Origin of the sequence: Caballeronia calidae (assembly GCF_900044055.2) — a bacterium.
Lineage (GTDB): Bacteria > Pseudomonadota > Gammaproteobacteria > Burkholderiales > Burkholderiaceae > Caballeronia > Caballeronia calidae.
The window spans coordinates 86,707-110,158 of record NZ_FCOX02000029.1; the positions used below are offsets into that span (position 1 = coordinate 86,707).

The 23,452-nt window shown below is 57.2% G+C and carries 17 protein-coding genes and 2 pseudogenes; 10 read left to right on the forward strand and 9 right to left on the reverse strand.

The features are described 5' to 3' along the window. Positions 1 to 77: 77 nt before the first annotated feature. On the forward strand, positions 78 to 950 hold the full coding sequence (locus AWB78_RS24225) for a DUF2971 domain-containing protein (RefSeq protein WP_062608529.1): 873 nt from the start codon (positions 78 to 80) through the stop codon (positions 948 to 950). A 161-nt stretch (positions 951 to 1,111) separates the two neighbouring features. Here the strand turns inward: AWB78_RS24225 and AWB78_RS24230 are convergent, their stop codons facing one another. The 4 genes from AWB78_RS24230 to ligD all read right to left on the reverse strand — a co-directional run bounded on the left by AWB78_RS24230 (position 1,112) and on the right by ligD (position 6,957). Beyond that, the gene (locus tag AWB78_RS24230; protein WP_062608530.1) at positions 1,112 to 2,347 is read right to left on the reverse strand and encodes a PDDEXK family nuclease; all 1,236 of its coding nucleotides are present in this window, start codon (positions 2,345 to 2,347) and stop codon (positions 1,112 to 1,114) included. Between the two features lie 189 nt (positions 2,348 to 2,536). Then, on the reverse strand, positions 2,537 to 3,010 hold the full coding sequence (locus AWB78_RS24235) for an HU family DNA-binding protein (protein WP_062608531.1): 474 nt from the start codon (positions 3,008 to 3,010) through the stop codon (positions 2,537 to 2,539). A 279-nt stretch (positions 3,011 to 3,289) separates the two neighbouring features. Beyond that, complete coding sequence (locus AWB78_RS24240) at positions 3,290 to 3,664, reverse strand: hypothetical protein (RefSeq protein ID WP_062608532.1); 375 nt, start codon at positions 3,662 to 3,664, stop codon at positions 3,290 to 3,292. Positions 3,665 to 4,449: 785 nt separating this feature from the next. Then, a complete protein-coding gene (ligD, locus tag AWB78_RS24250) occupies positions 4,450 to 6,957 on the reverse strand; it encodes a DNA ligase D (RefSeq protein WP_062608534.1) in 2,508 nt (835 codons plus the stop codon). Between the two features lie 403 nt (positions 6,958 to 7,360). Here ligD and AWB78_RS46710 point away from each other — a divergent pair, with 403 nt between their 5' ends. The 3 genes from AWB78_RS46710 to AWB78_RS24260 all read left to right on the forward strand — a co-directional run bounded on the left by AWB78_RS46710 (position 7,361) and on the right by AWB78_RS24260 (position 8,971). Further along, positions 7,361 to 7,513: a hypothetical protein gene (locus AWB78_RS46710; protein ID WP_157697614.1), complete on the forward strand. Its 153-nt coding sequence runs from the start codon at positions 7,361 to 7,363 to the stop codon at positions 7,511 to 7,513. Positions 7,514 to 7,772: 259 nt separating this feature from the next. After that, the gene (locus tag AWB78_RS24255) at positions 7,773 to 8,198 is read left to right on the forward strand and encodes a hypothetical protein (protein WP_157697615.1); all 426 of its coding nucleotides are present in this window, start codon (positions 7,773 to 7,775) and stop codon (positions 8,196 to 8,198) included. Between the two features lie 335 nt (positions 8,199 to 8,533). Continuing rightward, positions 8,534 to 8,971 carry a DUF6723 family protein gene (locus AWB78_RS24260; protein WP_232477846.1) on the forward strand — a complete coding sequence of 146 codons (438 nt, stop codon included), beginning with the start codon at positions 8,534 to 8,536 and terminating at the stop codon, positions 8,969 to 8,971. Between the two features lie 803 nt (positions 8,972 to 9,774). Here the strand turns inward: AWB78_RS24260 and AWB78_RS24265 are convergent. Together AWB78_RS24265 and AWB78_RS24270 are read right to left on the reverse strand one after the other, a co-directional pair. Next, positions 9,775 to 10,218, reverse strand: coding sequence for a response regulator (locus tag AWB78_RS24265; RefSeq protein WP_062608537.1), 444 nt, complete (start codon positions 10,216 to 10,218; stop codon positions 9,775 to 9,777). Positions 10,219 to 10,380: 162 nt separating this feature from the next. Continuing rightward, the gene (locus AWB78_RS24270; protein ID WP_082883414.1) at positions 10,381 to 12,057 is read right to left on the reverse strand and encodes an ATP-binding protein; all 1,677 of its coding nucleotides are present in this window, start codon (positions 12,055 to 12,057) and stop codon (positions 10,381 to 10,383) included. Between the two features lie 380 nt (positions 12,058 to 12,437). On the opposite strand from AWB78_RS24270, the gene AWB78_RS49805 reads away from it, so the two are divergent. The 3 genes from AWB78_RS49805 (at position 12,438) to AWB78_RS24285 (ending at position 15,905) form a co-directional block, all read left to right on the forward strand. Beyond that, on the forward strand, positions 12,438 to 12,872 hold the full coding sequence (locus tag AWB78_RS49805) for a response regulator (protein WP_198399336.1): 435 nt from the start codon (positions 12,438 to 12,440) through the stop codon (positions 12,870 to 12,872). A 73-nt stretch (positions 12,873 to 12,945) separates the two neighbouring features. Then, positions 12,946 to 14,736 (forward strand): hybrid sensor histidine kinase/response regulator, encoded by a 1,791-nt coding sequence (locus AWB78_RS24280; RefSeq protein WP_062608540.1) that lies wholly within the window; start codon positions 12,946 to 12,948, stop codon positions 14,734 to 14,736. Positions 14,737 to 15,623: 887 nt separating this feature from the next. After that, complete coding sequence (locus tag AWB78_RS24285; protein ID WP_062608541.1) at positions 15,624 to 15,905, forward strand: DUF6723 family protein; 282 nt, start codon at positions 15,624 to 15,626, stop codon at positions 15,903 to 15,905. Positions 15,906 to 16,026: 121 nt separating this feature from the next. On the opposite strand, the pseudogene AWB78_RS24290 reads toward AWB78_RS24285, so the two are convergent. Further along, a pseudogene (locus tag AWB78_RS24290) lies at positions 16,027 to 16,618 on the reverse strand (ParB-like protein). Positions 16,619 to 16,940: 322 nt separating this feature from the next. Here AWB78_RS24290 and AWB78_RS24295 point away from each other — a divergent pair. From AWB78_RS24295 to AWB78_RS47710, 3 genes are all read left to right on the forward strand, one after another. Next, positions 16,941 to 18,569, forward strand: a complete 1,629-nt coding sequence (locus AWB78_RS24295; RefSeq protein ID WP_062608542.1) for a hybrid sensor histidine kinase/response regulator — start codon at positions 16,941 to 16,943, stop codon at positions 18,567 to 18,569. 165 nt (positions 18,570 to 18,734) lie between these two features. Further along, positions 18,735 to 19,085 carry a hypothetical protein gene (locus tag AWB78_RS46715; protein WP_157697617.1) on the forward strand — a complete coding sequence of 117 codons (351 nt, stop codon included), beginning with the start codon at positions 18,735 to 18,737 and terminating at the stop codon, positions 19,083 to 19,085. 584 nt (positions 19,086 to 19,669) lie between these two features. Next, on the forward strand, positions 19,670 to 19,966 hold the full coding sequence (locus AWB78_RS47710) for a hypothetical protein (protein WP_198399337.1): 297 nt from the start codon (positions 19,670 to 19,672) through the stop codon (positions 19,964 to 19,966). A gap of 570 nt (positions 19,967 to 20,536) precedes the next feature. On the opposite strand, the gene AWB78_RS24305 is transcribed toward AWB78_RS47710, so the two are convergent. Together AWB78_RS24305 and AWB78_RS24310 are read right to left on the reverse strand one after the other, a co-directional pair. Beyond that, positions 20,537 to 22,318: a hybrid sensor histidine kinase/response regulator gene (locus AWB78_RS24305; protein ID WP_062608544.1), complete on the reverse strand. Its 1,782-nt coding sequence runs from the start codon at positions 22,316 to 22,318 to the stop codon at positions 20,537 to 20,539. 868 nt (positions 22,319 to 23,186) lie between these two features. Next, a pseudogene (locus AWB78_RS24310) lies at positions 23,187 to 23,381 on the reverse strand (hypothetical protein); the annotation flags it as partial. Between the last annotated feature and the right edge of the window lie 71 nt (positions 23,382 to 23,452).

The window sequence follows — 23,452 nt, forward strand, 5'->3', positions numbered from 1 at the left end:
CATAAAGGCACGGTGGCTCTGTCGTCTTGAGTCCAACTAGGCAGCGAACCGCGGTATGCTCGGCGGTTCCCTCACGCATGGACCGTGAATTGCAGCAGACGCTCTACAAATACCTTCCGATTGCATCAGACGAGCATGTGACGCGGTTCAGACGGATTCTGACGGGGCATATCTACTTCTCATCTCCCGCGAATTTCAATGACCCTTTCGAGATGAGCGCACTAAGAGCTCCGTTGACTGTCCCCGGTTTCGAATCCTTCCTTTCTCAAGTGGGAATCGCCGACGCGCTGCCTTCACCGTCAAGTCACCGGACGGTATATCGCGCGTATCTCCGGCGGATGCAAGCATCTGCGCCCGCCGCGCTCGAGCGGGATTTTATTGAGTCACTTGGTGTGTTATGTCTGACCGACAAGAAGGACGACGTGCTGATGTGGGCTCATTACGCTGGGAACCATCGAGGCGTTTGCGTCGGCTTCGATTCAGGAGCGGAGCCGTTCGATACCGCACGCAAAGTTTCATACTCCGAGCAGCGCGTCGCAATCTCCGACGACCATCGAAGCGATGATGAACAACTTGTTCAAATCGCGCTGTTGACAAAGTCGACACATTGGAAATATGAGCGTGAATGGAGGGCTGTCAAGCGTCCAGTTTCAGATGACGAGAAGGAATACTATCGACAACTGCTTGCAGAGGACCCGCAGTCGGCCGATGCGATAGCGAATGTGTTGGCGTCGGAAGGCGGTCCAGGGCAGTACGAGTTTGAGTCGTCGGCAATCCGGGTAGTGTGTCTTGGTGCGGAGATGTCAATGGACCGGAAAAATGAGGTTACGACAATCGTTCGCGAGATGGCACCACACGTTCGGATTGAACAGATGGAACTCGATAAGCGGTATTTTTCGCTTAACTCTTCGCGCGTTCCTCGCACCATGAAGTTCTCGGCCAACCCTTAGCTGTTAGCGCCGATGTGAGACTGACCACAAGCGGGCCGAACATCCAGCTTCGACGCTGAACGACTCATTCTGGCAGCGCCCGAACGGAGTCGACCGAACTCCCTTGGTTCAACCCGATATTGTGTTCACTATTTCGGTCGACTGCTGCGTGGCCCTAGCGTCTACGTCTCACTCCCTCCGAGCCGAAGCCGCAAAGCATTCACAAGCGCGTTCGAAGTACGTAGTAGCCAGGCGAGCTGTGTGTCAATCCGAATCTCAAGATTGCCCTCGGATTTCAACTCAACTGAAAGACTTCCCGCGATTTTTTCCGATTCATTCCAGTCTCCAATCTCGAAACGAATAGGTTCACCGACTTCCTGCTCGAGCGCCGCTTGGTCTTCTACAAGAGCTTGCAACGCCTCGCGCCCTTCCGCTCCGACGAACTTGACGAAGAGCCCAGCAGTAGCAGGCAACGCTCTGAATGCGACAAGTCCCTGAACCGGCCCGGGTAGGTCCAGACGGATGAAATTGTTGCCGCCGTGCCGAGGCGGCGCCTGGTCCGGATGGTCGAATCTCGCTGATTGAATAAACCTATCCCAGAACGCGCGGTTTTCAAGCTTTGCTTCCAGCCGGGCACCGTTCGCCGCCTTGGGTAGAGCAGCGGCCTCTTGTTGTGCGTTTGCCTCATCGCCAACGGTCGTGCGCTCAAAAGGTGCCCCGTCCTGGCGCACCAGCACCTCGCGCCTGAAGACTTCCGTCTGCAGTGGAACTGCAGGAACAAGCAATGTCCTCTTCTCGGCATCCGTGTATGTCCTTATTTCAACGAGTGCAAGTCGAGACAGGAGGCCAGCTTGTGTGGCAAGCAGCCGCCGTAAAGCCTGCAAGTCGCTGCGGATACCATCTCCTACAATCGCGCAGAGAAAGTCGCCGCGCTCGAGCGACTGATTTACGGAATCAACGAAGGTCGACTCATCAAGTTGAGGATGTGCAGCTTTCACCGCGGCGAAGATTGGATTTTCTCCGGCCAATCCACGTGCCTTCTTTAGTCGAGCTTCCAGGTCGGAATATGTCCACTCCGAAAGCAGCGATGCATACTCGAAGAGTTGTGCGATTACCTCGCGTCGCGCTTCCGGGTTGCGCCAGAGCTTGCACTCCACGAGCACCAGCCTACCCGTGGACGAGACACCCAAGACGTCGAGGAATACACTCGAGGACCCGTATCGTAGAGGAAGCTCCCGACAGAGCGGTACGAAGCTCTCGCCTTGGCCGAACATCTCCGTCATTGGTAGCAACGACGGCAACTCGAATATTCGTTCCTGCAGCCAGCGCTCGTTGTGTCCAGTCGTTGAAGACAGCGCGACGCGCTGCAAGGCTGCGGGCGAACTGGCGTTCTTCTCTTCGTAAAGGAAAGCGGTCATGCGTCGGTCTCTCGGCGTTTGTAGTGATGGGTGTCGTGAGTTATGTACTAGGCGATGAGAGTAGCCGCGAATTCTGCCGTCCTTGGCGCTTGCCTTGCTCACGTGCTGTTGGCTGAGACAGTCGAGGTCGCAATAGATGCGAAGAAGCCCGCACGAAGCGGGCTTCTGAACAACACGAAAAGTGGGCGTTTAGGCAGCCGCGTCCTTCAACTTCTTGAGAGCACGCACCTTCAGCTTCACGGTCGCCGGCTTGGCGTCAAACCAACGCTCCTGACCCGTGAACGGGTCCTTGCCGAAGCGACGCTTCTTTGCTTCCACTTTTTGCGCGTTGATTTTGAGCAGGCCGGATAGCGTAAACTCGCCCAAGCCCTTCTTGTTCACAGCACCCAGAATCGTGTCTTCGAGCGCTGCCAACACGGCCTTCGCCTGCTTCGGCTCGACGCCTGCTTGCGTAGCAACATGAGTGACGAGCGACGCCTTGGTGAACGTGTCTTTCACCGGCTTGAGCGTGGTGCCCGCAACAGCCTTCTTCGCCGGAGCGGTCTTGGTTGCAGCGACCTTCTTGGGCGCGGAGGCTTTCTTTGCAGCCACGACCTTCTTCGCGACTACGGCTTTCTTAGCCGGTGCAGCAGTTTTCGTAGCAGCAGCTTTCTTCGTTGCCATTGAGGCTCTCCTAGAGATTAAACGCTGCTTAAGACGAAGCACCCCGGCGTCGAGCGCGCGGCACATGCGTCGTCGTAAGCTGGCGGCTAGCGTAGCAGCCGGTTTCGCAATGCGCAATTGGAAAGGGTCTTAAAACAAGGCACTTCTCGCATTCTTTTCTCCAAAAACAACGCTTGTACCTTAGTCTTGCGGGAAAGCGGTCGGGTGACGTGGTCCGAGAGGGGTTCATCTCTCGGAGGCAGGCGGGGCGGAAGGTCTCAAGCTCGCGGGCATTGCGATTCAATAGTGGAGCTCGCCGAGCACGAGCCATTCGACAGCGTCGGCACCGTAGTTTTGAGGCCACCTGGTTGCGAGCGTTATCATCGCTCGCAAGATGCTCTCCATCGGGTTGACCTCCTCGCGACTGCCGTCGTCGGGCGCATCCACAGCGAATCCAATGCGCATGGCTTCGACAACGGTCTGCGCGCAAGCCAATTCGTCGAGCGACCGCCGAAGTCGGTCGCGCATCTCATCTTCCAAGCCGAGCTCTTTTGCGACCACCTCAATATCGGTCATCGCGTCAGCGATTAAAAATTCGAGGAGCTGGCTGACCTTCGAGGTCATTGCGCTTTGGCACCGGCAGTCGAGTTTCGTGTAGTTGTCGAATTGGTCCATGCGTCCTTGTAAGCATCGCCGTTTATCCGCCGGGCCGCCCGGTCACCCACTGATGTCCGATGTTGGGAAGGCGCACCCGAGGTCATTTCAAACGTCTGGCCGTATTTCGCTCGAACTTGCGCGCCATCCAACTTTCGGCCCGCGCACGCAGTTCTATGCTGCGGTTCCTCTTCGAGCAACGGCGCCCAGCGTGGCGTAGCATTTACGGGACGCGTCGCTCGGCGCCTGCCGGCGAAATTGCAGACAGAACACATGGAACCAATCCAAAAACGGGATGAAGAGGCCGTGGCGGTTTCGCGTATCGCGGACGCCGCTCGCGCGGTTCAGCTTGCTTCGACCGCACTTGAGGGGCACTTCCAAGATACGGGCGGTGCGGCACCCGCATTGATGTTGGCAAGACTGACCGCTGCGATGTCCGAATTGCAGGCAGCGCGGGACGCGTTCGATGGGCTCACTGCAGACAAACTTCCACCGAGCCAGAGGTAGGTTGTCGTGCTTGCAGCCCAGTGCGCTGGTTTGCATTGCCTCTCTGTTTCCGAAATTGCGCATGCTTACCTTATTCCACGAGCCAGGCGCGCAGTGCGCTATTACGTAACGAAGGCAAAACCGTGCATCGGAGACGGTCGATTGCGTTACCCGCAGCGGGCAGCACATACGTTTGAGTTCGACCGAGAAATCGGAATAGTCGTTGATGCAGTAGGTTGTGGCGAACTCAACGGCTTTGCGCCCGGCGCCTAGAAATCGACGATTCGCTCACGTTAGCGCTGACTGCATCGTCGAGGCACTTATGGCAGACGCTTGATTGCCGCAGCAAGCGAATGACCAGAAGTCCAGAATTCTGTCCACGGGTCGCGCGACTGAAAACTGAGATATTCACGCGCGGTCTGAACGTTCGATTGGGCACCGCTCTTGAGGTCGAAAAGCTGCTCCCAAGCGATTGGCATCGATACACCCATCCCCGGGCGGGCGCGCGCCGAGAATGCAGCAGCCGTCGTTTGCCCCTTCCCATTGCGTAGGTAGTCGACGTAGACCTTGCCTACACGATTGGCTGGTCCTGATACCGCGGAGAATCGCTCCGGAATTGTGCGGGCAAGATGGCGAACGAAAGACTGAGAGAACGACTTCACCGTCGCGTACTCAAGGCGCGGGGCCAGCGGCACGACCACATGCAGGCCTTTACCACCGCTAGTTTTCAGCCATGCTTGCAGGTCGAGCTCCGACAGCAAGGTGCGAACTAAAACAGCTGCCTCTTGAACGTGTGACCATTTCACACCCTCGCCGGGGTCGAGGTCGAAGATGATTCTATCGGGTTTGCTCACATGAGGCACCGTCGAGTTCCACGTGTGGAACTCGACGGTGTTCATCTGCGCTGCAGACAACAGAGCGTCCGCCGTGTCTACGGTCAACAACGGAGGATGCCCGGGCCACAGTTCGCGGTCGTGAGCGGTGAGGCCGGGCATTGCTGTTCGTTCGGCGTGTTTCTGGAAAAATAGTTGACCACCAATGCCCTCAGGTGCGCGCAACAAGGCGAGTGGTCTATTTTTCAGATGAGGCAACATCCACTGCGCAACGCTTGCATAGTATCGAACCAGGTCTGCTTTCGTAATCGACGCTGACGCGTCAATGACGCGCTCCGGGTGGCTTATCTTCAGTCGTGGTTCGGCTTCGGGGGCTTGTGTTGTGCCCGCTTCGCGGACGACGCTGCGAGCGTCCTTGTCTAGACGCAAACCTACAAACGACGCTTGTCGAACAACATCGTCGGCCGTCCATTCTGCAAACTCGACCTCTGCCACCAGAGTTGGTCGAACCCAGCGTTCGCTCCCGGCCGCGCGCCTCGACCATCGACCGGGCTTCTTGAGCGGCGTGTCGAACGGCGCTGCGTCGATTTCAAGCGGCAGGAGGCGCTTCCAGAGGTCTCGTGCGGTTCTCGAATCCCAACCGGTGCCGACACTTCCAGCATCGTTCAGCTTGTTTCCGTCGTAATAACCGAGTAGCAGGCTGCCAACTTCACCAGTAATACCAGCGCGGGCGGTCATGCCACAAATAACTAGCTCTTGTCTCAACCTTGCCTTTGCTTTCAACCAAGTCTGCGTCCGTCCCGACTCGTAGGGCGCGTCGCGTCGCTTGAGCATCAGTCCTTCGAGACCCAGCCCGGTTGCAGCTTCGAATAGCTGCGCCGGTGGTACGTCAAAATCCTGGCTGTACATCAGACGCTCTCCGGCAGTCTCCAGAAGCGGTGCGAGCAGCGCGCGCCTTGTCGACAGCGGCACTTGCCGGAGGTCTCTGCCATCGAGGTACATCAGGTCAAAGAGGAAAAACACGATGTCCTTGTTTCCTCGTCCGTCAATAGCATTTTGAAGAGCAGAGAAACTTGGAATGCCGTCTTTCAGCACAACAATTTCGCCATCCAGCCACGCGCTCGAGAGCGGCAGGTGGTTGAGCTCGCCTACGAGCAGAGGGAAGCGATATGTCCAATCGTGTCCATTGCGGGTCAGCAACTTCACTCGCTTCTTGTCGACCTGAGCGAGCAGTCGGTAACCATCGAGCTTCGCTTCGGTTGTCCAGTTCCCACTTGTCGGCAACGAGCTCGCGAGCGTCGCAAGCTGGGGCTCAAGCTTTGCAGGCAATGGCGCGGTGACGGCGGCAGCCAAGTCAAGCTCAGATGCACTGGCGCGTGGAGTCGGTCGGGTTCGACGCTCGCGCTGTTCAATAAGCCCAAGGGGATGCGCGACGACACTGTCTGGTAGCGCTTTGATGACATCGTACTCGGCAAGTGGGCGCGCCCATTCGTCTCGCTTCTTGAACAACATCCAGGCCTGTTGCTTGTCGCCGGGCTTCGATATTCGCTCCAGCTCCCATAGCCCGGCGAGTTTCTCACCGTGCAGCTTGAAAACGAGCTTCCCCGCTTCCGTTCCTTTGGCAGCGTCGCCAACTGGTTCCCAGGTCCCACGGTCCCAGACGATGACCTTGCCTGCGCCATATTGCTTGGGCGGAATCGTCCCTTCGAAATCAGCATAGTCGACAGGATGGTCCTCGACGCGCACCGCCATTTGCTTCTTTGCCGGGTCGTAGCACGGCCCCTTTGGTACCGCCCATGACAGCAAGACGCCGTCCAATTCGAGCCGAAAGTCATAGTGAAGCCGACTGGCCCAGTGTTTCTGCACGACAAATAGCTTCGCGCCGCGGCGCGCTCTCGCGCGAGCGGGCGCAGACGGCTCGGAAGTGGCTTCGAAGTTCCGCTTCTCTTGATAGCGCTGCAGGGGAGAGGAAGACGCTGCTTTGCGCGCAACCATTTTGGTTCCCTTGTTTCGATGCTCGAAAATCGCAAGCGTCGTGCCCTATGGCCTGCCGCTGCCCTTTGGTCAAGAACGAAATGTGAAGGGTAGGTTGCCACGGTCTTAGGATTATCGCCCGAAAGTTACAAGCGAATGGGGACGTAGCAAGGCGTGGTGCGGACTTCGCTAATCACTCGCGTTCGCTGAATGCTCTCGCGGTGCGAATTTTCGGAGCCGCTCCAGTGGACCGACAAACGACAAGACAATGCAAAACTTCCCACAGATTTCAAGCTGAGGCTTACGCAGGACATGTGGTCATCCTGCCGTCGGCCCCGAGCGGTTGCTGGCCAGACGCGTGGTGGCACAATGACGTCGCTGACGAGGGAGCCTTGTAGTCTTGGACCAGACGAGGGCAGGTGCAATGTTGACAGCTGAAGGCGCGGACGACGCCGAAGTCACCATTCGTCCGGACAACGGCGGTGGCTGGCGTATCGAAATTCCGCGCAGGGGAGGCAGAACCTTCGTGACGGGGTTAGCGACCGACGTGCGGCGCTCGAACTGGCGCGCCGGTTGAGCCCGAATCCGGACGTTCGGCTTCTGCCCGGTGATGAATCCGCCGTGACGCCCAAGGACGACCTTTCGAAGCCTGCGCCCGGCGCAGACGACGCTGAGTCTACGGATTCAGCCGACTAGCCATCCTGGCCCAAACGGTGCTGAGGTAAGCCAAAGCCCTTAGCTCTGGTTCCGTCATGAAGGTTACTATTACAGCGCACGACTTCTCTGCGGCTCCAGGTGCCTAACCATCTGTCGTAATGGCTCGACGACGCGTTTCGTTGAGAAAAGCATTCGCCTTCGATATGCTCAAGGTGCCTACAGAGCGACAGTTTGACGAAGGTGAGAGCATGCGCAGTCCGACTTTTCTCGAGCAAAGCACCGATGACCCGCTGGATATTCTTAGTTCGCAGTTCGTGTTCAAACTTTCGGCGCTCGAGGAGAATTTTCAGTGGATTCACCCAGCTGACGACCTCGGTAGTTGTTGGCCCTCCATCGACCAGCATGTGAACGAGTATCCAGACTTGTTTCCCGGCAGTAGTGAGTATGATGCTGAGGGAATTGAAGTCCGCAGAGATTGCGCGGGCAAGTTCATTATCCCAGACTGTTCTGGCGAAGCATTGCCTAAAATCCGGCAGGTGCTTGAATATCTGATTAGCCGCATGGCCGTAGATGGACATGCGGATGCGTTCCCTGTCTCAAAGTGAAAGGCCACGAGCGTTAAGCCACTACAGGGGAGTCAGCAGGCCCGCGGTTGCTCGGCACAAGACAAGCGAGTTACCGAGAAGCTCGCATGCCGAGAAAGTTGGTTCAACCTGAACCGACACCCGAGATGGTTGTGCGAACAAACGTGGAAATGCCTCGACTTTCACATCCTCAAATCGATGTATGCCGATTGCCCGCAATTCTCCGCGCGCGATAACGTGGGCGGCTTCAAATGTCAATCGCTCTCGATTCTTCGATGCACTTTGGAATGCGCCTCATCGGAAAGTCGTGCACTGCACTGGCGCCGGATTGATTGCTAGCAGGGCAGCTCCCCTGCGTGGAGAGCCGTCGTGAGACCGGAAAGGAGGAAGGCTCCAAGTTCATATTGCTCCGCCTGCACATACTGGCCGACTGGCGGCTTGGCATACCGATTGCTACAACGCTTCGCAATACCCGCGTCAGTTCTTCTCGCTGCATCATGCCAAATACTGTCTCCCGAAAAGCCAAACTTGTTCTTTTTTTAGGCAAGCCGATGCGTGAGGCGAAGGCAGGGAAAAGCGAAGAAGATTACATGATTTACGCATCGTACCGTCCGCATATTGGAAACTTCTTCGGGACCTTGAAGGTCGTCAGACAAACGGATAGCCGACTGCTTTATCCGTTCGACGGGGCGGACGACATCGGCCCATTTCCATCGAAAGACGCTGCGAAGGCGGCGGCAGCAAAGCTCGGCGGCGAAATTGTTGAGGCCGACTTGCAAGACCCTGAACTTTGATAGGCTACCAGCTCCCGTGCGCGACAAGATTTTTCAGGCGTCGGTCCTGTTCACCTGTAGAGAGAACGATGCGGGCGATACTGCTGATAAGCCAGGCGAGTTAGTAAAAGAAGTCCAGCATCTATCTGGTCGCTTATGAAGACGGCGGACGAATCTTTGGGGCACGCGCGTCGAAGGCGAGCATTTCCCTCCGACAAGAAGTGGCAAAGGAGCGCACACGAGTTGAAATACGCCACCGGGCATTCCCGTAGGCAAACCGGACAGGGATTGCATCGGTCGAGAAGAGCACCACCCAGTCATACAACCCTTGAACGACCGATTGCTGCACTGACGTCCGGTGGATAAGCAACGTTGCACTCTTCAAGGGCTAGCAATTGGCCCCTCGAGGCTGGCTCAGTGATTACGAGAAAGAAGGTCCGTTGAAAACGGAACGGGCCTTGAGGCGCGAGCAAGGGATGGAAAAGCCGGGGAGTATAGAACCGACGGCGGTTTCCTAAAGCCAGCGAAGCAAACGTATAAACGACGTCCCTATATCTTTGAAAAGAGTTCACTCCGTGATATAGGGCTTCTTTAATAAACCAAGCGAACGGAGCCTTTTAGCGGAAGCGTGCCTCCAGGTTAGCCGCCAACGATTTCAACCTGCCGTAGTAATATCTTATCGAGACTTCGAGAATCAATCTGATGCGCGCATTCCGATGACTTCCGGGTCGCCTTTTTTTGCCGTTATAAGACTGAGGGGCCAACGTAGTTCGGATGCAGTTCCGTGTCCGGGATGTGGTTTATAAATGCCCAGCGTTTCCCGCTCAGGGAGGAACGTCTCGCATAAAGCTGGCGAGCAGGGTTGAGAGCGAGTCGAGCATCAGGCCCTTCTGGCAGTATGCGTCGAAGTCCGCGTGGGACGACCTCTTTCTCACAAATCCCTCGTCATGTGCAGTGAGAGCGACAATCACCGAAGCCGTCGTTCGCAGATTGCTTCTGAGGGCGCGAGCGACGGCGAAGCCGTCAATGCGCGGCATGGAAATATCGAGCAGAACGACGTCCGGCTTCCATACCCACGCGGCTGCAATCGCGGCCGCGCTTCCATACACCGCAGTTACCTTATGCTTGCTCATCTCTAGGTATGCAGCGAGTGCGTCGGCGCCACTGCTGTTGTCATCGACAACAAGGATACGCGGTAAGCGGCCTCGAGCCAAGAAGGTCCGTGAGGTCCATCTCCGAGCTTCATGGGCCGGTCGTGTCATTTGCATATGGCGTAGTGGTCTTCGTGCATCTTAAAGGAACGGCGCGGGTTAGATGTTTTATAAGCAATGGTGTCAGCGCGAACCAGTGCCCACGTAGTCGCTTTCCCCCGAAAGCGCACTGTGTCAGAGAACGAGCATGGAGCGTGCCGCTTCAGTTCATGGCGCGAGTCAGTCGCGAGAGTCGAGTGCAAGCCGTACCGCCTTCGCGAGCTCATCGAGGCTGTAGGGTTTAGCCAGTAGCGTAACGCCTTCCTCGAGCCTGCCCTCGTGCGAAATGATGTCGCGTAAATAGCCGGACGCGAAGACGACCGCGGCGCGATGCGGCGGTGCGCTGGCGATGGCTGCGAGCTCGCTGCTCCTTACTGTTCCTGGCATTACAACGTCGGTGAAAAGCAAATCAACGGGCGGACCTTTTTGCAACACTGCAAGCGCAGAGTCACCATCGTGTGCCGACAGGACCTTGTAGCCAAGTTGCGCAAGCATGTCGATGGCGGCGAGGCGCACTGCCGAATCGTCTTCTGCGACAAGGATGGTCTCTCCACCATGCAGCGCGTGCGGATTCGCGACCCGCTCATCGACGCTTTCGTCGCCGTCACATGCCGGGAAATAGAGCGAAATCGTTGTTCCTTTCCCCAGCTCTGTTTCTACATCAATGAACCCGGCGCTTTGCGTGACGAAACCAAACACCATCGACAGTCCCAATCCAGTTCCATGCCCCTCCGGCTTTGTTGAATAGAACGGCTCGAACATGCGAGCTTGAACAGTCGCAGACATCCCTTGGCCGTTGTCGGTAACGGACAGCTTCACATAATCGCCGACGGGCAGGGTGGGGCCGCCCGGCAGTTGATTTCCCCCAGCGAAATTGCGTACATCGACCAATATGCGTCCGGCTTTGCCGATAGCGTCTTTCGAGTTGATGACCAAATTCAGCAGCGCATTTTCAAGCTGATTTCGGTCGACGTCGATGTTGTTGACGTCGGGCGCGACTTCAACAGTCAACGTTATAGACTCTGGAAGCGCTCGCAACATCAGCTCTGACATTGACCCGAGCAACTTGGTGAGGTTTGTCGTCCTTGGATTAAGCGGCTGCCGACGCGCGAATGCGAGCATCTGTGAGGCGAGCTTGCTGCCGCGAGCTATGGCGGCTGACATGGCGCCAAAGCGGCCTTCGAGATTCGGCGTTTGTCGAGTCGCCAGTCGAACGAGTTCGAGGTTCGACGACAGAATCTGCAGAACGTTGTTGAAATCGTGTGCCACTCCGCCGGTCAAATTGCCTATGGCCTCCAGCTTCTGCACTTGACGGAAGCGTTCCTCGGCTTCAACGCGTGCTGTGACCGCCTCAGCGACGCGCTCTTCTAACGTTTGGGTTAGTTTCAGCAGCTTTTCTTCGGCAACTCGTCTCTCTCGCTCGGCCAGCACTTTCTCGGTGGTCTCAAAGACGACTGCAATAACGCCCGCTGGCCGGCCGTCATCGTCCGCCACCGGCGAATAGTGCAAATCCATCCATACCTGCTCAGGGACGCCGCTCCGCAGAAGAGTGAGTTCTTTATCTTTATATGAGAGCGTTCCGCCAGCGAGGCAGGTATCTACGACGTTCCGGTTGAACTCCGCAACCTCCGGCCAGCCTTCCTCGACGGGCTTCCCCAGCAAGAATGGATGTCGGCCGCCTGCGAATAGGGAGTACGCGTCGTTGTAAATCATCGACCCCCGCTTGCCCCAAAGCATGACCAAGGGCAGCGGCGAGCCCAATAAGAATCTGACCGCTGATTGCAGGCTATGCGACCAACGCTGTATCGGACCCAGCTCGGTATCCCTCCAGTCAAAGGCGGCGATACGCTCCGCCATTTCGCCTTCCCAACCAGAGCAGTTATAAGAATTTGCCGGCCACTTCACTCGCGTCCTCATCGCTCGTTGTTTGTCACATTGTTCGTGCGCTGTCCAGCTTTCGTTCAATGTAGTTATATTGCAGCGCTCACAGCTAAGAGTAAGGCGCAGAGAGGCTGGGCGGCAATAAGGTGCATTGCGAGGTCAACGAGTAAATCGCAAGAAGTGGACTAAGGCTAGCCGCGGCCGAATGATTTTGGACCGGAGGCGCTGCTCGGGGGGCGGCGATGCTATCGGTTAGCGCCGGAGGCGGAAGGACCTCACCCAAACACAAAGCCGGTTAAATGCGCTGGCGCTTCGGCACAAGCGTTGCTGTGGGGTGGACAAACCTCATTTCAATCATGGCTACCGTCCTCCTGCTCGATGATAGCGAGTCCAACCTACCGAGCTTGCAGGTCGCGCTGGAGCATGCCGGGCATTCGGTCCTTGCTGCGGCGAACGGCCGAGAGGGGCTCGAGTTGCTCGCCTCGCATTGTCCGCACGTCATCGTCACCGACTGGCAGATGCCCTTGATGGACGGAGTGGAGTTTTGTTCGCTGCTCCGCCAGAGGATTATCTTCCGAAGCGTTCCGATTATCCTACTCTCTGGCCGGCCCGAACCGGAGCATCCCAATCCACCGTGGACCCAGTACTTTAGAAAGCCTGTGTCGCTTGCTCGGCTAACGCACGCGGTCGAGTCGCTAGCGAACCCTCGCCTGTTCAGAGCGCACGCGGACGTGGGTATCAGTCCACTCATGTCGCGCTGGGTTGCCGTGAATGCCGCCTGTTGGCCATGATTGCTCTGTCATCGAAAAGCGGTCAAAATTCCGTTGCAAGACAAATCCGGTTCCCTTGACGTTGATTCGCGACATGACCATCCCGCCTCCCACACCCGAGGTCATCTGGTCCCGCTACGCAGATGCCATTATCACCGCCGAGCTCGAGGTCCGAGCCTGTCGCCCTTCCGACCTCGCACAAGAAATTGATGTCCTGAGACAGCTCGCGGACGCTCTGGCGCGCGGTGAGTCCTCGATACTCACTCTTCTCACGAAAGACGCCATGCACTTGTGCAGTGCGGATTGCGCTGGCGTCACGCTTCTCGAGGCGGCTCCGGGAGAGTCGGTTGTCTTCAAGTTGGTTGCAACCGCGGGGCACTTTGCCGACGCGGCGAATCGGACTTCACCTGTTGCTGATACACCGTGCGGAATGACCTTGGCATCAGGGAAGCCTCAACTTTTCCGCTATCCACACCGGTACTTTCCGGTGCTGAGCGATATATTCCCAGCCGCGACCGAAAGTCTTGTCGTCCCGATTCCGGGAGTCAATGGTCCGCTGGGTACCTTGTGGGTAGTATCGCAACGAGATACGAATCACTTCGACGCGGAGGACCGCCGAATTCTGGCGACCTTGGCGAGTGTCGCTGGCTCAGCGTTGAGAGTCGAGCGGACACGCGAGGAACTGGGGTTGCGAGCCGAGTCGGCAGAGCACCAAGTCACGCTCGCTCACGAGGCGGAGGTGAGAACGGACAGCTTCATCGCGATGCTCAGCCACGAACTTCGCAACCCGTTGGCGCCCATTGATGCAGCCCTGCGGACTATAGAACGGCTTTCGACGGGTAACACGGCGGCGCTGGCCGCAACCGGCGTCGCACAGCGTCAGATGAGGCGTTTGTCGCGCCTTGTCGACGACCTGCTGGACACGACTCGGATTCGTCACGGAAAACTTACGGTCAAAAAGGAGCACGCAAATCTAGGCACCATCGTGGAAGACGCCGTCGCATCGGTGCGAGCAGACGTTATGCGCCTCGGCCAACGGCTCGTTGTGCATCAACCCGATGCTCCTGTCATGGTCTTCGGAGATGCATCGAGGCTGACGCAGGTCATTGCCAATGTTCTGTCCAACGCGGTGAAGTACACGCCTGCTGAGCGCGGGATAACGTTGAATGTAGAAGTGGCTCCGCGCTCGGACGGCTCGTCTAACGCGGTTGCTCCCTCGACCGCCACAATCACGGTGGTAGACGAAGGCGTAGGCATCAACTCAAGCGTTCTGCCTCACGTGTTCGACCTTTTTAAGCAGTCCGAGGACCGTCATCGACAGGCCGATGGGGGCCTGGGCATCGGGCTCGCCGTCGTGAAACATCTCGTGGAGCGGCATGATGGGACGGTCACTATCTCTAGCGCAGGTGAGGGCCTAGGTACGACGGTTCGGGTCACTCTCCCATCGGTGCCCGTGTCAGTGGAGGCGTCTACTACAGTGGCATCGAGAGTTGCTCCCCCCACCCAGATTCTCCTCGTCGATGACGACGCAGACTCTGCGCAAGCGCTCGAGATGTTACTCACGCTCGACGGCCATGAAGTACGTACGGCTTTCAGCGGACCCGCAGCGCTTCAGGTTGTGCAAAACTTCGACCCTGCGGTTGCATTCATTGACATCGGTATGCCCGGAATGACGGGCGTAGACCTGCTGCAGCACCTTCGAACTCGTCCAAATCTTCGCGCGACCAAGATGATTGCGCTGACTGGCGCCTCCGGCACCGATACACAGGCTAAACTCATCGCCGAAGGATTTACGGAAGTCTGCACAAAGCCGCTGTCGCCAGAGCGACTCTATCAAATCATCATTGACGACGTGGGTCATGAGATTAGCAAGCCAGACCAGTAAAGCGGCGGTTTCCCGAGCGAATGGGGCGTGTGTCTGCCTACGCAGTGCACGTCAAAAGACTTCTCAAACAATCTTACGCGATTGACTTATGTTTGGCGGTTGCAGTGGGCTAACGACGTGTGAAGGACGCTCACCGACTGCGTGGGTCGGGGGCATCTCGCGAGCGAAGCTCGCGGGTCCCGAGCCTGGAAGCATGCCGACGTCGGCGACGCCACGGAAACGCCTACGGTAGCCTGAAGCATTCGAAGCGAGCGCCCCGGCGACACAACTCGACGCTATCTGTCCCACCGCCAAATAAAACGAGTTGGGTCCCGCAAGCGCCGCGTTCTAGAAGTGACTGCTGCTTTGACGGGGATTGACCGTGCGCAGGAACGTACAACCGTGGGCATTCTTCGGCGACATCGCGACCTTCCGCGGCCAAAAAAAGACATGGGCGCCCACGGAAACACGGCCGGGTCACGTGCGGCCGACGATGCTTTGCCTTGCTTGCAGACATGGGTCTGCCACGATTGGGCTGTCTGCGGTTTCAAGGATAGCGCGGCTAGGTTTTGGCGGCGCAGCAAAAATAATAGTTGATGAAACTGGAGCGGCATCTGAAGAGCCGCACACAGGGCACTGTTCTTCGAAAACGGCTCCGTCCATGTAGAACAGCTTTTGGCATCTGATGAAGTGAATCACCATAACGCCTCCTACCATGTGTGCCGGCAAGCCACCCGAGAGCAACTTGCCATTTGCTGGAATGCGAAGGGGCAACCTTGTGAGCTTACCCTTTGTTTCGTCAGCAAAATGTATGCCCAAAGTTGGTGCGCTCGCAGGGTTGGGCTTTACGTTTGGAATAGTTATTGCTTGGGCGGAAGACTCGTCAAAATGTGAACCACATTTTTACAATGTCGCACCGCCCGAAACGCGCCATCCTTCGATGGTCTGAAGCCACCTCAGAAAACGAGAAGGGTGGAGACGACTACGCTGTGTACGCGTCTTATCGACCTTCACTAGGTAGGTTCATCGGCACGCTGAAGGTCATCCGCCAAGCAGACGCTCGACTGCTTTATCCCTTTTCGGGCGCAGAGGACATTGGCCCCTATGCGTCGAAAGACGCGGCGAAAGAAGCCGCGGTCAAACTCGGCGAGGACATAGTGCGAGGCGATTTGTTGAATCCCGAGCTGTGATTCGCGACCGTCATCAAGGAGGTATCGTTGACGCGAATTGCATTCCTCGGCGTGTGAATGTCCCTATGCGCAGTGGGCTGAACGCATAAGCGAAACCGTTCCTCGGGGTGGGGACCGCCGTTCAGTCTGTCGGCCCGAGATAACCTGGAAGTCCCATCGCAGGTTTGCTCTTCGCCATTTTCAGTGCCTTTTCGACGAGCGATGCGAACTCCGCGTCGCTCTCGGGGGGGTAAGGCCTGTCGGAAGAAGTCGGCCCATCTAAACTCTTCGAGAGGAACGGATGTTTTTTCGTATCCACCGGCGTCGCGAACCGAGGCGGACAGGCTGCGAAATTCGTCGTCTTCCAGGTCCCAGATGTGTTTGGACATGTCAGAAAAGAGCACACGCTGGCCGTGGGCGTTGTACGGGTGAGTCCAGCGTTTGTTTTCCAAGGTGAGCCAGAAGTCGGCAGTTGAAAGCGCCGAGAGGTCTTTCACGAGAACCACTGGTACGCTCTTTACTTTCGCCAGCCAAAGAGCGGTCGCAACGTGGTGATGGTCGATTGCATACGGAACGTCTCCCGAACCCATCACGATGGGAACCGGCTTCTCCGCAATAGCCATTTGCAAGTCGTGACCTCGCAGCTTGAGATAGGCCTCCGTCTTTTGACGAATTTCGCGTAGTCCGTGCGTTACCTGTGTCGGACGAAGTAGCTCGATTTTTATGTTTTTCAATTTCACCCTCCATCTCAGCGCATTCGTGGCTGGCACCCCGTCTGGTTCGCCCACACCGCGAGGTCCGCACTTAAATACCGCACCGACCTAGAGCGACGACAGGCTAACCCTTGGGCAGCAGTTTTCGTACGCACAATACAGGGCGTGGCGTCCATCACATGTGCGTAGCCGGAGCAGGGTGTGGGGCGGCGGCAGCGGACCAATAGGTCAATCAGCCAACCGGCAAGGCGAGACTACGTTCGCCGGCGCCGTTCTCGAACCGATGCCGAATCGGAACAAAAATTGCTGGCCAATATGGTTGGACTGTAGTTTTTAGTGCCGGATGGTGACGCCTTCCGGCGGTGTTGACGACGCGCACCAGCAGGACGCCGCGATGCCGAAAGACTCTCCTTCAGATGATACAGCGATGCCTCATGACCATATTGCGTCCGAGCGCGTGACGTTTGCGCTGCTCGTGGACGCGGTGGTCGATTACGCCATTTTCAGCCTGGACCAGAACGGCATCGTTACAAGTTGGAACACAGGAGCCGAACGCCTCAAAGGCTACGCTGCCGAGGAGATTATTGGGAAGCATTTTTCGGTTTTCTATCCAGACGACAAAGTCCGAAAGGGCGTTCCAGAGGCGAACCTTGCTCAGGCACGCGCGTCGGGCCATTGCTTAGAAGAGGGTTGGAGGGTACGCAAAGACGGCTCCGTCTTCTGGGCCAGCGTAGTAATTTCCGTGGTCAAAGATGCTACCGGCAAGGTTATTGGCTTCGCCAAGGTGACGCGTGACATGACCGAGCGCCATCGGCTCGAGGAGTTGGAGGCGTCGCGCCACCGCATGTACGAGTTTCTTGCTCTGTTAGGCCACGAGCTTCGAAATCCGCTCGCACCGATTCGAAACATCGTTAATTTGCTTGAGCGCTTTGATTTACCACCAAAAGACATTTTCGAGTATGCGAAAGGTGTGCTTGGACCACAGGTGTCGCATCTAACCAGGCTGGTCGATGACCTACTCGATGTAGCGCGCCTGACCACGGGCAAAGTTCGAGTGTACTTGCAACCGCTTGACTTGCATGAGGTCGTGAAGCGCGCATCTGAGAACGTCGTGTCAATGCTTGATACCAAAAGTCAGTCATTGGTAGTTGAGCTACCAAATACACCTTTGCTGGTCTCCGGAGACTTGGTGCGACTGACGCAAGCTGTATTTAACCTTTTGGACAACGCGAGTAAGTTTTCTTCGGTTGGTTCGAGGGTAAAGCTATCAGTGGCGCTTGAACGTCATTCGTGTACGCTCAGCGTCGCAGACTCTGGACGCGGCATTGCGAAAGAAAATCTCGAGTCAGTGTTTGCGCTCTTCTTTCAGGAGCAAAAGCCCGGAACTATCCAGGAGGAGGATAGCGGGCTGGGTATCGGTCTTACAATCGCACGCTCTATATTCGACCTACACGGTGGCAGCGTCATCGCCGAGAGCGACGGACCGGGACAAGGAACCGTTTTTAGAGTTCACCTCCCATTGTTGTCAGGACCCGTGGTCCAGCAATCTTGCACAGTTAGTTGTCAGCCATTAGGCCGAGTCCACCCCTTGAGCATTCTCGTTGTTGATGACAACACTGAGTCAGCACAGAGCCTAGCGGCACTGCTAGAGGTGGACGGACATTCGGTGACGACGGCGTTTAATGCCAAGGACGGCGTCGAGGTCGCTGAAACGCAAGAGCCCGACCTAATTTTCCTCGACCTGTCGATGCCAGGAATGTCAGGATACGAAGCTATAGCTTTGTTGAGGGCAAAACCGAGAAGCAGGAAGGCAACGATTGTTGCTATAACGGGCCTCGGACTCGAGGAAGATAGGCAGAGAACCGCGGATGCAGGATTTGATGCCCATGTCACCAAGCCTGTTTCAGTATCGGCGCTCAACGATGCAATAGAGTTGGCCGTTCGAAGAAAGCGCGGAGACGCGGAGTCGTGAGCAGGTCGAGAGGAAAGCAGCAGCGACGGGCCGCGGTGCCGTCGCGCACGACGACCTGCATTGCTTCAGCTACGCACCAGAAGCTCAATGAGGAAGTTCCGACGAATAAGCGACACCGTGCAAACTCACGTTTTTCGCTTAGCCTTTCGGCCGCTGGACGGGGCAATGCTCGATTCGCTAAATCGCTCAGTCGGCACGCGAGGCGTAAGCTCCGCGTTGATGCGGCGAAAAGAAGAGAGCGAATACGTGAAAACGGCAATGGCCGACCGGATTGCCGGTCTAATTTTGACCCTGTTGGGCGCGGCCGTCTTTGGCCTGGCTGGTTATGGGCTTTTGAAGGGCGTTCTCTCGTTGCTGCTTTTGCTCCATGGCGAATATTGGAAGAGGACCACCGTTGAAGCGTCGAGAGGACGCAGCGCTCTTGGCTACGGATTTGAATGCAGCAGTCGAATCGATGGTCAAGACCCTTCATCATGCTCTGCAGCGGTACTCAATTGCAGCAATACGTTTCTATAGTACAAGAGAGCATCAAGGCTATCTTGAAGAGCCGCTAAGGCTGCGTGGGATGAGGAGCAGTGTGAGGGACGACGCGCGGTTCGGGACCGATGCTCATGTATCAGTCGCTCGGTCATGGCTATGTTCATGTCAAGCTGAACCAGCCGATGATTATGGAAAACCGCTCGCCTCCCCATGCCCGTCTCCTGGGTGTCGTACCAATCATAGTTAAAGAAACCCGAAAGACGCGCGTGTCAAACCTTTCCGAAACGCGACCGTTTCGCCCGGGCCTCGGCTTCGCCCCATCGCTGTAGACAAGTCGTCGCCATGTGCAGTGAGAACTGCGCAATGAACCATCCGAATTTCCGTCTCATCGTCGGCCATGAGAATGGTTAGGTGCAGGAACGGCTATCCCTCGGACAAGGTGGGCTTCGTCCCGGTCTGGGGTACGCGGCAGCCACGAAAAGTGCGGTATCCAGCGCTCGCGGGCGAATCCGAAGCCGGAGGTAGATGCACCTCATGCTGCGTTGCACAAAACTTGCTACCATGCCCAATACGTGCGGCCTGCAGCGAGGGCCACCCCGCGGACGAACTTGGAGAGGAAGATGGTGCATGACGCCGAAGTAGCGGCGACGTTATTGAATCGTTGGCAGGCGAAGTCTGGCGAATCAGAACGGTTGGTCTCGGCGTTTGACCTTCTACGCGAGGGAGGACTCGAATTCACTTTACTTCGCGGCCTCCTCGCCGATGCTGCCGATTCGTGCGAGGGGATGGAAGTCGAATGGCTCTCGTTCAGAGACGGCTCGCGTGCGCTGCGGCTCGTTGGTTCGCGACCGCGCCCCAACCTGACTCGATGGGCTGCTCTTGGGCCGCTGACTCCCGGCCCGCAGGTCGTCTCATGAGAATGCTAACGGCGGTTGTTGTGCGCCGCGGTGCTGGTCGGTCAATTTGACTGCAAGGCATCAAAAAGCCGTAGGTGGTGTTCGGATAATATTGCGGCCGATTCAGCGGTTGAGTAATATCCGTCGCAGGTAAACGCTTATGTGACCGCCGTGATGCCCATCGCTGCACTAGCCTCCAAACGGCGAATCGAGTCCGTTCGAGAATACGCGAAGGTGGTCGCAAAGCCCGTTGTCGTCATTTCGATTGGCTACTGCGTCCTCTCGAGTGTCTGCTTCCAGTTGTCTGCTGATGGCAGGCTAACGATGCGCGGGGCGCAGCAGACCGGCCTGGTCACGGGCGAGTATGCGGTAGGTCATGCGACTGACGCCGTGCTCTTCAAGCAGGTGGGCCCGAAGATGTTCGAGTTCCGCGTAAGGCGTCCGATACTACGGTACGCGGGCGTCCCGTGGTTCATCGCGCACCGCACGAACATCGACCTCCTACGTCATTGCCAGAAGCTAGCCAAGGACGGGTGTACGTTACAAACCGATTAGTCGCAACGCTCGCTCGTGTTCGAATTTAGAAGGCCATTAGGTGCTGTCAGCCGGTGGTCGCGGCGGCTGCTCGACTTGCAACACATGTTTCAGGTCCTCCAGCGCCGGCGGTTTGACAAGGTAGCAGTCAAACACCGCGTCTTGGCGCTCGGTCGGGGCAGTATCTCCGGTAAGGGCCACGAGTCGAGTCATCGTACATTGGGGATGCTGCTTGAGCAGACCGGCGAGCGTCGGACCGTCCATGCCCGGCATGTGAACGTCAATCAATGCCACGTCCGGCGTGAATGACTCAACAATGGCCAGTGCCTCAGAGCCGCATTGTGCGCGCCGCACTTCATGTCCATCGAGCGCCAACAACATCGAGAGCGCCTCGGTCGCGTCGCAGCTATCGTCGACGAGCAAGATTCGAGCAGGCGGAATGCCGTGTGTGGTCGGGGCAGAATGCCCGTTGCCGCTCTTGCATACGATGGGCAGGCGCATTTTGACGCAGGTTCCTTTGCCTTCACCGTCGCTCGCGATTGTCACGATTCCGTGATGTGCTTGGACTAGATATTTAACGACTGAAAGACCTAAACCCAAGCCCCCGTCAGCACGCGTCCCGAGGTAGGGCGATTGCGCGTACAACTCAAAAACCTGCGGCAATAGGTCCTGTGCGATGCCGATACCCGTGTCGGTCACCGAGATGACTACATCCCATCTCGACAGCTCGTCGCCGACCAATACGTCTGGGTCGGGTGCCTCAACGAGGAAACTAATTTCGCCGCCCCGAGGGGTATATTTCACCGCATTCGACAGTACGTTGCAGACAATCTGCGTCAGCCGCGCCGAATCGGCATACACCGTCACGGGGTAAGGCGGCAAGGTCGCGCGCAAATGTTGTCTGCGCCTTCTCGCGTCTTCGCCGACAGCGGCGATGGCATCTTTGACGATGTCACCAATCAGACAGTAATCGAGGTTGACACAGAGCTTGCCGTGTCGGACGCGCGATGCATCGAGCAAGTCGCTCACGAGACGTTTAATCTGCTGAACCTGACGGTGCGCTAGGGCAAGGGCCGAAAGGACTGCAGGATTTTCGGCCGCAAGTTTCTGCGCCACCTCCAGCGCCGTGTCTATGGGTGCCAAGGGGCAACGTAGCTCATGAGCCAATGTCGCGATGAAATTGTCCTTGTCCGCCTCGGCCTGCAACAGCGAACTTCTGGCCGCTTCGGCCTCGTCGGCGCGCGCTTCTGCGCTGGCTTTCGCGTCCGCGACACTCAATGCCGCGCAAGCGAAGTCTGCCAGGCTCGTCAGGATACGACGATGCTCGCTGTCGAACTGCACGCCGGCATCATGAGAAATGACCCAAAGCGCTCCGCGCGGGGCGGCCGCGCCGGGAACAGGTACAACGAGTTCTTCGAATATGCCGGGCTCGACGACCGAGAGGCACGGGAAATGTTGTTTCGGAAAAGCGATAAGTTGAGGTGCGCCTAAGCTAAGTGCCACGCCGGCGGGGCTCTCGTCGGTCGGGATGACATGACCGACGAACTGAGCGCATCGACCGGACACGGCAATCCAACGGAAACTCTCCGGCTGACCTGGCTGGTGTTCGCGAAGGCTGATTCCGGCGCTGCTGGCGCGACAGAGTGCAAGCGCGGTGTCGGCCAACGTCTGAAGCATCGCGCTGGGAGACGTAGTAAACGCTTTAGCCAGTGCGTGCAGCGCCGCGCTCTCAGCGGCGTAGTCGGGAGCGCGCCGAGAGCGGGAGTCGAGTTCCGACGTGATAAGCGCCCCCGCGCGCTGCGTGCGCTCGACGATAGAGATTTCGGACGGCTCCTGCATGTTTAGCTCTAGGAAGCAGGCTGAAAGCAGTACGCGTGCTTTTATTCTATACACTACACCGTCATTGTGCTATGCAGGCGGGCGTACAAAAGTCGACCGATTTGGACTCGACGAGGGTAGCAGACCATGCCGACCCGAAACACACCACCTTAGACATTCCTCGGGCTGAGAAAGGGGCGAGAGCGCCGACAACAGTCGGAGTGTAGAGACGACCGACTCGTTTCTCGTTCGCATTAGCGGTCGCCGCAAACCGCCTTGCTCGCTTCACATTGCAGGACAACAGCAAAGTGTCGCGCAGTAAGCGAAGCATACCCGTAGGAGTTCATGTGCGTGCGGCCCAAAGACGAAATGAAACGAGCAGGTATCCTTAACAAAGATTAAGCATTACGGGTGGTTCTTGAGGCAGTAAATACGCGAAGGCCGCAGCATGCTGCGGCCACGCGACAGTACGTTTTGCGTACCGGTATGTACCGGAATTCCCTCGGCCATATCGCCGATTCACGCTCAAGAAAGATATCGCAGTTAGCCGACCGGCTTGTCGGCGCTGTCACGCCCTCGACGACCAGTTTTCCCTTTCACTCTCGCTAACCGTTCCTCCAATAAAGTTCTTGAGTGGCGCCTCGCGCCTCCGAGGACCGATTCCCTTCGTTGAATGCACGCCTGAACCGTAACGAGCGGTTACTAACGGACTGAGTTCTGGCCATATCAGTGTTGCCTTCCCAAGCTGCTGCGTCCACTGAGTCGATGAGCCGTCCGACGGTGTTGCGGCGTTACTGCCTTTCGTGAAAAAAATTTAGTAACGCCTGGTTAGCAAGTCAATAAACGTAATGAAATAATCGGTGTGGTCGGGCATAAATCCGCTCTTATGTCACTGTAGCGGCGGTATGGTGCCGAACTTCTCCGCGAGCATTCTTTCGTACACACCGAAGTGTAAGTCGACCTCGTCTTGCGACACGGTCTGAACGAAGATGTTGACTTTCTCAGACATCAATCCCATGACCGCTGCGACGGCTGCTTCGAGTTGCGGCGCGCAAATGCGGTCTTCCGGCAGCGTCGAGTGTACCGGCTCCGGTTGTTTGGACACGCCTTAGCAGCTCAGGCGGCCAACTTCATCAGCCTTTCCTGACGGGCTTC

Coding starts and splice junctions, on each gene's coding strand:
- AWB78_RS24240 (WP_062608532.1), bottom strand. CDS start 3,664: ATGGACCAATTCGACAACTACACGAAACTCGACTGCCGGTGCCAAAGC.
- AWB78_RS24285 (WP_062608541.1), top strand. CDS start 15,624: ATGTCGCACCGCCCGAAACGCGCCATCCTTCGATGGTCTGAAGCCACC.
- AWB78_RS46710 (WP_157697614.1), top strand. CDS start 7,361: ATGTTGACAGCTGAAGGCGCGGACGACGCCGAAGTCACCATTCGTCCG.
- AWB78_RS24235 (WP_062608531.1), bottom strand. CDS start 3,010: ATGGCAACGAAGAAAGCTGCTGCTACGAAAACTGCTGCACCGGCTAAG.
- AWB78_RS24295 (WP_062608542.1), top strand. CDS start 16,941: ATGGTGACGCCTTCCGGCGGTGTTGACGACGCGCACCAGCAGGACGCC.
- AWB78_RS24265 (WP_062608537.1), bottom strand. CDS start 10,218: ATGCAAATGACACGACCGGCCCATGAAGCTCGGAGATGGACCTCACGG.
- AWB78_RS46715 (WP_157697617.1), top strand. CDS start 18,735: ATGCTCGATTCGCTAAATCGCTCAGTCGGCACGCGAGGCGTAAGCTCC.
- AWB78_RS24305 (WP_062608544.1), bottom strand. CDS start 22,318: ATGCAGGAGCCGTCCGAAATCTCTATCGTCGAGCGCACGCAGCGCGCG.
- AWB78_RS49805 (WP_198399336.1), top strand. CDS start 12,438: ATGGCTACCGTCCTCCTGCTCGATGATAGCGAGTCCAACCTACCGAGC.
- AWB78_RS24225 (WP_062608529.1), top strand. CDS start 78: ATGGACCGTGAATTGCAGCAGACGCTCTACAAATACCTTCCGATTGCA.
- AWB78_RS24270 (WP_082883414.1), bottom strand. CDS start 12,057: ATGGCGGAGCGTATCGCCGCCTTTGACTGGAGGGATACCGAGCTGGGT.
- AWB78_RS24280 (WP_062608540.1), top strand. CDS start 12,946: ATGACCATCCCGCCTCCCACACCCGAGGTCATCTGGTCCCGCTACGCA.
- ligD (WP_062608534.1), bottom strand. CDS start 6,957: ATGGTTGCGCGCAAAGCAGCGTCTTCCTCTCCCCTGCAGCGCTATCAA.
- AWB78_RS24230 (WP_062608530.1), bottom strand. CDS start 2,347: ATGACCGCTTTCCTTTACGAAGAGAAGAACGCCAGTTCGCCCGCAGCC.
- AWB78_RS47710 (WP_198399337.1), top strand. CDS start 19,670: ATGGTGCATGACGCCGAAGTAGCGGCGACGTTATTGAATCGTTGGCAG.